Origin of the sequence: Nostoc sp. 'Peltigera membranacea cyanobiont' 213, from assembly GCF_002245975.1 — a bacterium.
Classification (GTDB): domain Bacteria; phylum Cyanobacteriota; class Cyanobacteriia; order Cyanobacteriales; family Nostocaceae; genus Nostoc.
The window spans coordinates 1-7304 of sequence record NZ_NOLI01000224.1; the positions used below are offsets into that span (position 1 = coordinate 1).

11 protein-coding genes and 2 pseudogenes are annotated in these 7304 nt (G+C 40.5%); 9 read left to right on the forward strand and 4 right to left on the reverse strand.

The annotated features are described in order from the left end of the window. Window positions 1-197: antibiotic biosynthesis monooxygenase family protein (locus tag CDG77_RS32460; RefSeq protein ID WP_094333321.1), on the reverse strand; the 197-nt coding region annotated here is incomplete at its 3' end. Between the two features lie 98 nt (window positions 198-295). Next, the gene (locus CDG77_RS32465) at window positions 296-583 is read right to left on the reverse strand and encodes a hypothetical protein (RefSeq protein WP_223270102.1); all 288 of its coding nucleotides are present in this window, start codon (window positions 581-583) and stop codon (window positions 296-298) included. A 189-nt stretch (window positions 584-772) separates the two neighbouring features. Here CDG77_RS32465 and CDG77_RS32470 point away from each other — a divergent pair, with 189 nt between their 5' ends. Together CDG77_RS32470 and CDG77_RS32475 are read left to right on the forward strand one after the other, a co-directional pair. Then, window positions 773-1600, forward strand: a complete 828-nt coding sequence (locus CDG77_RS32470; RefSeq protein ID WP_094333313.1) for an aminoglycoside adenylyltransferase domain-containing protein — start codon at window positions 773-775, stop codon at window positions 1598-1600. Window positions 1601-2062: 462 nt separating this feature from the next. Next, a complete protein-coding gene (locus CDG77_RS32475; RefSeq protein WP_094333314.1) occupies window positions 2063-2572 on the forward strand; it encodes a GNAT family N-acetyltransferase in 510 nt (169 codons plus the stop codon). 109 nt (window positions 2573-2681) lie between these two features. Here CDG77_RS32475 and CDG77_RS32480 read toward each other — a convergent pair whose 3' ends face one another. Beyond that, window positions 2682-2882 carry a hypothetical protein gene (locus tag CDG77_RS32480; protein ID WP_094333315.1) on the reverse strand — a complete coding sequence of 67 codons (201 nt, stop codon included), beginning with the start codon at window positions 2880-2882 and terminating at the stop codon, window positions 2682-2684. 143 nt (window positions 2883-3025) lie between these two features. Between CDG77_RS32480 and CDG77_RS32485 the strand changes: the two genes are divergently transcribed. Further along, on the forward strand, window positions 3026-3742 hold the full coding sequence (locus CDG77_RS32485; protein ID WP_094333316.1) for a DUF2786 domain-containing protein: 717 nt from the start codon (window positions 3026-3028) through the stop codon (window positions 3740-3742). Between the two features lie 87 nt (window positions 3743-3829). After that, a pseudogene (locus tag CDG77_RS35955) lies at window positions 3830-3966 on the forward strand (ISKra4 family transposase); the annotation flags it as partial. 11 nt (window positions 3967-3977) lie between these two features. On the opposite strand, the gene CDG77_RS32490 reads toward CDG77_RS35955, so the two are convergent. Then, window positions 3978-4547, reverse strand: a complete 570-nt coding sequence (locus tag CDG77_RS32490) for a TetR/AcrR family transcriptional regulator (RefSeq protein WP_094333317.1) — start codon at window positions 4545-4547, stop codon at window positions 3978-3980. A 153-nt stretch (window positions 4548-4700) separates the two neighbouring features. Here CDG77_RS32490 and CDG77_RS32495 point away from each other — a divergent pair, with 153 nt between their 5' ends. The 5 genes and pseudogenes from CDG77_RS32495 to CDG77_RS39255 form a co-directional block, all read left to right on the forward strand. Continuing rightward, window positions 4701-5318, forward strand: a complete 618-nt coding sequence (locus CDG77_RS32495; RefSeq protein WP_094333318.1) for a glutathione S-transferase family protein — start codon at window positions 4701-4703, stop codon at window positions 5316-5318. A 9-nt stretch (window positions 5319-5327) separates the two neighbouring features. Further along, the gene (locus CDG77_RS32500; RefSeq protein WP_094333319.1) at window positions 5328-5918 is read left to right on the forward strand and encodes a pyridoxamine 5'-phosphate oxidase family protein; all 591 of its coding nucleotides are present in this window, start codon (window positions 5328-5330) and stop codon (window positions 5916-5918) included. Window positions 5919-6461: 543 nt separating this feature from the next. Beyond that, window positions 6462-6608: a hypothetical protein gene (locus tag CDG77_RS37110; RefSeq protein WP_190234128.1), complete on the forward strand. Its 147-nt coding sequence runs from the start codon at window positions 6462-6464 to the stop codon at window positions 6606-6608. Window positions 6609-6676: 68 nt separating this feature from the next. Continuing rightward, window positions 6677-6829 (forward strand): hypothetical protein, encoded by a 153-nt coding sequence (locus tag CDG77_RS37115; protein ID WP_190234129.1) that lies wholly within the window; start codon window positions 6677-6679, stop codon window positions 6827-6829. 388 nt (window positions 6830-7217) lie between these two features. Continuing rightward, window positions 7218-7304 (forward strand): annotated as a pseudogene (locus CDG77_RS39255) (hypothetical protein); the annotation flags it as partial.

The window sequence follows — 7304 nt, forward strand, 5'->3', positions numbered from 1 at the left end:
GCTTCTTTACTAGACCATTTTGCAATATTAATAAATTGAAATCTCTCGGTTGGGTCAAGACTGCGATGTAACTTTGTGTCGATAAACCCTGGTTCATTTTTCATCAACTGAGCAGTCTGATTCCATTTGCGAAGAAACTCATCTTCCAAACCTCTCCGAACAGAGAAGACATTGATCAGTACCACAGGTGAATCCATAAAGGCTGTTCTTAAAACTCTGTCATGCTAGACAATAGCATTTATCAACAGAAACTGGGATGTACCTATAGTAGGATTATACAAGTTTTAGATGCTGCTCACCGACACAAATCATCAACTCTCAAATCCCGCCAGACATCAGACGGTTGCCACCCGGAGTTACCCACAGAGCGTAGGGGGCGATAGTGTTCAGAAATGTAGTCCGATTTTGATACTTCAATGTACACAGGTGGGTTTGGTTCAATCACTGTTTCAGGAATATTTTGGCTCTCAGGAATCTCAATGGGTTCAATCGGTGGTGGGGTTACTTCTGTTTTCTTGCGAACTGGATTAGGGTTTTTTTTGATGAGTCGTTTCAAATCTACAGGAATCATTCGGCTCTCCATAAAGAACGATATCCTAGAATACAAGAAGTTCTCAGCGAATCAGAGAGAAATTGCTTATTGTTGCATGGGTGTGGATTGCTTTTTGGGCACGTAAGCGGAGCGTGATGCCAGATAGCCTGTCAATAAAGGTGGTTTTATTATTAAATGGGAGCGGAAGATTAAAAATAAAGGTAACGCGGTTTATTAAATATGGATACTCGTATCCCAGAATGTATTCGTCCAGTATTAAATGATTATTTGTTGTTATTACAAATCGAACTTCCAGGTCTGATAGAAGGCTTTTATATTCATGGTTCTATTGCACTTAATGCCTTTAACCCATACTTGAGTGACATTGATTTTATTACTATTCTCATACAACGAGCTACAACATCCGAGGTAAAAAAACTAAAAGCAGTTCATAAAAAACTAGAACTGAGCTATCCACAGTGGAAACTGGAAGGAAGTTATTTGCTTCTTGAAGATGTCGGGCGTGAGCAACAAGAAATTGCTCCTTATCCCTACTATCATGACAGGGATCTGCACTCTGCTGGATATCATGACATAAACCAAGCTACTTGGTGGGTGTTGAAACATCGAGGCATTTGTTTGATTGGAGTTCCGCCAGAAAACCTTGCATTTACAGTCGATTGGAATCTGCTGCAAAGAAAGATGAAGGAAAATCTGAACAGCTATTGGGTGAGTTGGACGCGATCGCCAAGTAAATTAGCATATTTATTAACAGATAGTGGTGTTGAGTGGGCTGTGCTTGGCGTTCTGCGTCTGTTTTACGTATTGAGAGAGCATGAAATCCTCTCGAAAACGGAGGCTGGTCGATATGCTTTGGTGCATCTTCCACCAAAGTGCCATCAACTTATTCAAGAGGCAATTAACCTCCGTGAAATTCGGCATGGTTCCTCTTATCGCAGCAAAGTGAGCCGCGCTGTTGAAGCAGTACGCTTCTTACGCTATGTAATTACTCCCGGTTCGCTCATTTTTTTTGGAGTTCGAGAAATTGCCGAAAAACAGAAAAGCTAGGTTTAGTAATGGTTTTAGCCATTCCCCTAAATTTACCTTGAACTACCACCCTGTTCTAAAAACTCTATTTTTATGCGATCGCGCAAAGTTGGCATTATAGTACTTTTGTATTGTAAATTAGAACCCCTACTAAATCGTTCAGCTTTTTTCTAACTCAATTTAAAATGGGCGAACCGGGAGTAATTAATGTATGTAACGAAATACGCATTTGACATTTGACTTGCTTATATCTGGGATGGTGTTGATACTCACGCTTAACTATTGTGTGACGGCAGTTTCAACATGTTTCGTTATTTCTGCATAAAACACAAAACAAAAGAAGAATATTATATATCAAACTTCTATATAAACCAGAGGACAACACTTTAAAAGTCTTCTATTTTATTTCTTGTAATCAAAAATTATGTTTTATCCTGTGTTCATATAATAAATAGTTAGACATCAATAACTTGGTGTTCGACTATGAAAATTCTTGAAACAGAGCGTTTAGTTCTTCGTCGGTTGACAGTTGAAGATAGCGAGTTCATCCTTGAGATATTGAATGACCCTTTGTGGTTGCGCTTTATTGGTGATAAAGGTGTGAGAACCCTTGATGATGCTCGTGAATATATTTTGAAGAATCTGGTTGCTATGTATGAGCGTCTCGGTTTCGGATTGTATTTGGTTGAGCTAAAGGGGAAGAGCGTCTCGATTGGAATTTGCGGTTTGATAAAAAGAGATTCCTTGGAGGATGTGGATGTTGGATTTGCCTTTCTTCCTAAGTTCCGGGGAAAAGGATACGCCTATGAATCTGCTTCTGCTGTTATGATGTATGGGAGAAGAACCTTCGGCTTAACTCGTATTGTCGCTATCACTACACCGGACAATTATGGTTCAGCAAAGCTACTCAAAAAACTAGGACTAAGCTTTGAGCGAATGATTAAACTATCTGATGATAGTAAAAGTGTTAGTTTGTTCATTTCTGATGTCTAATAATTGCGGTGCAGCGGATTGAAGAAAGCCGCTTGTACTGAGTTCGAGTTTTTAGCAACCTCTGACCCCAGCCGTTATGCCGCGAATTTCAGTTACCGTCGTAAGCGTTTCACAAGCTCATTAATGACTGCAATTGTGTGTCTGAATTATCTCCCAATTCTTGTTGTAATTGGGATAGTTGATTTTCTAACGCTTCAGCAGTATGAATGAGGTTCGACTCTTGGGCTATTTTTAGCTGGGTTTCCTTAATAGAGATTTTTCTCACTAGTTCATTCACTGCATCGACTGAATCATCATTTTCAGTAATCATGGCTTCATCACGNAATATCCGTTTCTAGCAGGAATAATTGCTACAAAGCTTGCTATGTATGAATAAAAATTAGCTACATTTTTCATTTTACACAAGTATATTAAAAAAGATATTTCCTTTCAAAACTTGCTTGAGTGATACGAATGCAGACACAGGTGTTAGAACTAGAAAAAATCGCTGACAAAATTAGAAAACTATTCGCACTGAGCCAATCTCCCAACGAAGCAGAGGCAAGCGCCGCCGCAGCTAAAGCCCAAGAAATGCTAACCCGGTACAATTTATCGATCGCCTCACTTCAAGATTGGACACCTCAACCACTAGAAGAAGAAGTCATTCGCCAGTTCAAACGCATGACCTCATGGAAATTTATTTTACTAAGTGGTGTTTGTTGGGGGAATTACTGCTGTGCGATCGCTAGACACTACCATAGCGGGTCTAAAATGATTATCTTAGGGCGAAAAGTGAATATCGTCTCTACTCAGATTCAGTTTGAGTATCTTGAACAAACTATTGAACGACTGGCGAAACTTGCCCAAGGCGATCGCACTTTTAGAAATGCTTTTAAATTAGGTGCTGCTAATAGATTTGTAAGTAGGATTCTTGAGAATCGCGATCAACAGAAAAATCAAGGGATTGCTGGAACTACTGAATCAGTTGCAGTACCCGCCATTATCGTGCAAGCGCTCTACGAAAAACTGGAATCTGAGTTAGAAGCATATCTCAACAAGGTGAAAGTTAAACAAATGGCGTTACCATCGTGTGGTTCAAAAGACGGATATTTCTCTGGTATATCTGCTGCTGATTCTGTCTCTCTTAATCGCCAAGTTAGTAGCAGTCAACAGCACTATCTGCCAGGTTAATTAAGACGTATCAGGAGATAGCGGCAGTGATGAAAGTAGATTTTGGAGTGATTGACCCCATGCAGTGCTTCATCCGATCCAAGTGGCCTGATGGGTAAACCGAAAGTAGGCTGTTACTGGCGAGACTATAAAACCGTTCGTCTGTAAGGGATTTACTATGGTGCGTTTTTGATGATAACCAATCATTAATTGATTACGTTAATAGCCAATATGCCCAGCATCCAGCGTGTCAGTATTAATCGTCTTTTTGTAGCCCTGGTTTTGGAGTACAAAGTTGTCTAGGTAGTTGTTGAATAACACGCATAAAAGGAGATGGATCATTCAACCCTTGTGACAAAATTAAGGAACCTTGAATAGCAATCACTGCATCTTCCCCTCGATATTTGGCGAGTTCTTCATCCATACCACTTTCGATTAAAACATTAGCAATCGCATTAATCCAGATACAGAATAAAGCATGAACTCTAGTGTGAAAGATATCACGGGCTGAACCCATTAATAAAATGGCAGACATACAGGGTTGATGTCCTCCTTCATAAAGTTCGCTCAGGCGATCGCACATCCTCTGTAATCGTGTTAGCGCATCACCTTGGGAGGTAAGTGCTGTCAAGATGTTTTGGGCTAACCACTGTTGAAGAGAATCTAGCACTGTCTCAACCATTTCATCCTTACCGCCAGGAAAGTGATGATAAAGGCTAGCTTTCCCAAGCCCAGTAGCTTCAGAGATTTTAGATAAAGTTGCGCCATCATACCCGAATTGGCGAAACAGCCGTATGAGATATGGAATATATGTTTCTTTGGGCATTGTAAGAGTTGAGAAAAATAGATATTGACATTATACCGAACGAACGGTACATTAATCGTATACCGAACGAACGGTACAAAAATGAGACAAGAAGTGCCACTTAATTTCTGTGATTAAACTTGTTCGTTCTTATCTCATCTGAAGGATTAATCTATGATTCAGCTTTACGGTTACGAACTCTCTGGCAACAGCTATAAAGTAAAACTAATGTTGTCGCTATTAGGCTTAGATTACGAATGGGTAAAAGTTGATTTGCCTAGAGGAGCGCACAAACAGCCAGAATTTTTAGCACTCAATTCTTTTGGTCAAGTGCCAGTTTTGGTTGATGGAAATACTATATTGGCAGATGCTCAAGCAATTCTAGTTTATTTAGCTCGACAGTATGGCACAGAAGGGTGGTTGCCTCTGGAGCCAGAGCCGATGAGTCGTGTAATTCGCTGGTTATCTACAACTGCGGGAGAAGTTCGGCTTGGCCCTGAATCGGCACGTTTATATCACCTGTTTAAAGCTACTGACATCAATCTAGAACGAGTAAATCAAAAATCAGAGTTTATCCTCACACAACTTAATAATCATCTATCAGAAGGTGAATGGCTAGAGTTGGGACATCCTACGATTGCCGATGTTGCTGTATTTCCATACATCGCCCTCGCCAACGATGGTAAGATTTCTCTCGAACCCTATGCTCATGTTCAAGCCTGGATTGAACGGCTCAAGCATCTCCCCGGTTTTATTGGAATGATTGGTATTCAAGAACCTGCTAGAGTTTAGGAGCGCAGTATGCCACGCAAATTTGGAGAAATTGCTTTTACTCCTGAAGTTGAAGCCGCGCAGTCACAACGGGGATCGCGGCAAACCTATGAACGCTACATTGCCAACGGGCCTGCCAATGATTCAATTACACTAGAAATTGCCGAATTTATTGCTCATTTGGATGGGTTTTATTTGGGAACAGTCAGTTCCAATGGCTATCCCTATATCCAGTTTCGTGGAGGAGCGCCCGGTTTCCTGAAAGTGTTGAATGAGAAAACCCTGGGATTCGCCGATTTTTCTGGGAATGTGCAGTACATTACCGTAGGCAACCTTGAAGGAGAAGCAAAAGCATTTCTGTTCCTGATGGATTACCGCCAACGCAGACGTATCAAAGTTTGGGGTAAGGCAGAATATGTTGAAGGGGATAGTGCTTTCATTGAGCGACTTCGCATCCCTGGCTATCCAGCAAAAGTTGAGCGAGCTATTCTATTTCATGTCGAAGCTTTGAGTGAGAATTGTTCTCAACACATACCTATCCGCTATTCTGCTACCGAGGTTGAAGCTATGATGGCTCCCCTTGTGGCTCGAATTGAAGAGTTAGAACAGAAATTNGGATGAATTTACTCCGCACACATTGAGCGATCGCAACAGCGTCTAATTGAGACCAGCTTGACATCCTATCACTGATGAAGCTGCTATAAGAGAAAAAACTACTGATAAGGTAGCGCTTATTGGGTCATTTGAGCGATACGAAGGCTCCCCGCGTTTCGTCCCTATGACCCATTGCTGGCATACGGACAGTCTTAAACCCTTACGGACTCCGGTCGTGGCAGAGTGCAGAAAACAGTATTCCAACTGAAGCTCCAGAATAGCTGCCCTCTGCCTTTCTTGATAATAGAAACTTGAGACATACCGATTTAGTGGTTTTATCGTTATCTTTATTTTACTTGTTGATGTCGTTCGGCTTTAGCCCAAAGAGAAATCGGACAATGTTAAGACGTTTTATAAACATTTCATACAAAGCATTTGTCACCATAAAGGTACAGCAATAAATTTGCCCAGTCATCATAAAGATTTTGAAAACCAAACCATTTGGGGCGGAATGCACATTCAATTATAGCCAATGGTAGAGCAGGTAATAAAATTACTCCGGGCTGTTTCATGAAAGTTGCAATAGTAGAATACCAACGTCGCCCCATCTCTTGCTTGAAGAATAACAATATAGGGAGACTAACAAGTGATTGCCCTCATGCAGTGCTTCATGCGATCGCTGTCGGCAAGATTTGCAGTACTTGTACAGAGGTATAAATAGTTATCAAAGTATAAACTAATTACTGGTAAAAAGTGATAGTAGTAAATTTATATACTCTATTGATGTGAATAACTCGGTAGAGTATTTTTGTGAAAGTGCGCCGGTGTTAAGCGATCGCCAATCCTTGCCCTTGTTACAACCGCCCTCCACAGCCGACGATTGTTCCTTGGGTAATGGTGCATTTGTGTTTGACCAAATTTTGATAACCATTGGTTAACACGCATTCAGCCAAAGGTGTTGTATTGGGATTGGTTTATTGCGTTTAATCCTTGTATAATGCAGCTTTAAAAATTTTTCGCTCTTTTTGCATAAAGTACAAAACTTGAACTGAAGAGTATTACATAGCGAACGAACTATATGTAAAGCAGGGGGTAATAGTTAAAACTCCCATATTTTTTTGTCAGCGCTGCTCTGGACTCCTTGCCCCAGGGCAGTTTTTCATTGCACAGGCGGTTAACTAGAGTTAACACTCATGCTCAGTAACTTTGTATTAGATATGCAGTGCATTATTTACTTTGTATAAGAGGAATAATTGTATTACAGCCCGTAAGAATTTGGATTTTTAAAAAGCATAAAGGAGGTAATGATTTATGGGAACTTATTTAATGCTTGGCAGCGGAGCATTTTGGATACTGACTTATATTTTGTTGATTCAACGTGGCTTTAAAGATCAAACGTATGGAATGCCGTTG

What these genes read in the sequence shown, in the direction of transcription:
- CDG77_RS32465 (WP_223270102.1), bottom strand. Translation starts at nt 583, where the DNA reads ATGGAGAGCCGAATGATTCCTGTAGATTTGAAACGACTCATCAAAAAA.
- CDG77_RS32470 (WP_094333313.1), top strand. Translation starts at nt 773, where the DNA reads ATGGATACTCGTATCCCAGAATGTATTCGTCCAGTATTAAATGATTAT.
- CDG77_RS32475 (WP_094333314.1), top strand. Translation starts at nt 2,063, where the DNA reads ATGAAAATTCTTGAAACAGAGCGTTTAGTTCTTCGTCGGTTGACAGTT.
- CDG77_RS32480 (WP_094333315.1), bottom strand. Translation starts at nt 2,882, where the DNA reads ATGATTACTGAAAATGATGATTCAGTCGATGCAGTGAATGAACTAGTG.
- CDG77_RS32485 (WP_094333316.1), top strand. Translation starts at nt 3,026, where the DNA reads ATGCAGACACAGGTGTTAGAACTAGAAAAAATCGCTGACAAAATTAGA.
- CDG77_RS32490 (WP_094333317.1), bottom strand. Translation starts at nt 4,547, where the DNA reads ATGCCCAAAGAAACATATATTCCATATCTCATACGGCTGTTTCGCCAA.
- CDG77_RS32495 (WP_094333318.1), top strand. Translation starts at nt 4,701, where the DNA reads ATGATTCAGCTTTACGGTTACGAACTCTCTGGCAACAGCTATAAAGTA.
- CDG77_RS37110 (WP_190234128.1), top strand. Translation starts at nt 6,462, where the DNA reads ATGAAAGTTGCAATAGTAGAATACCAACGTCGCCCCATCTCTTGCTTG.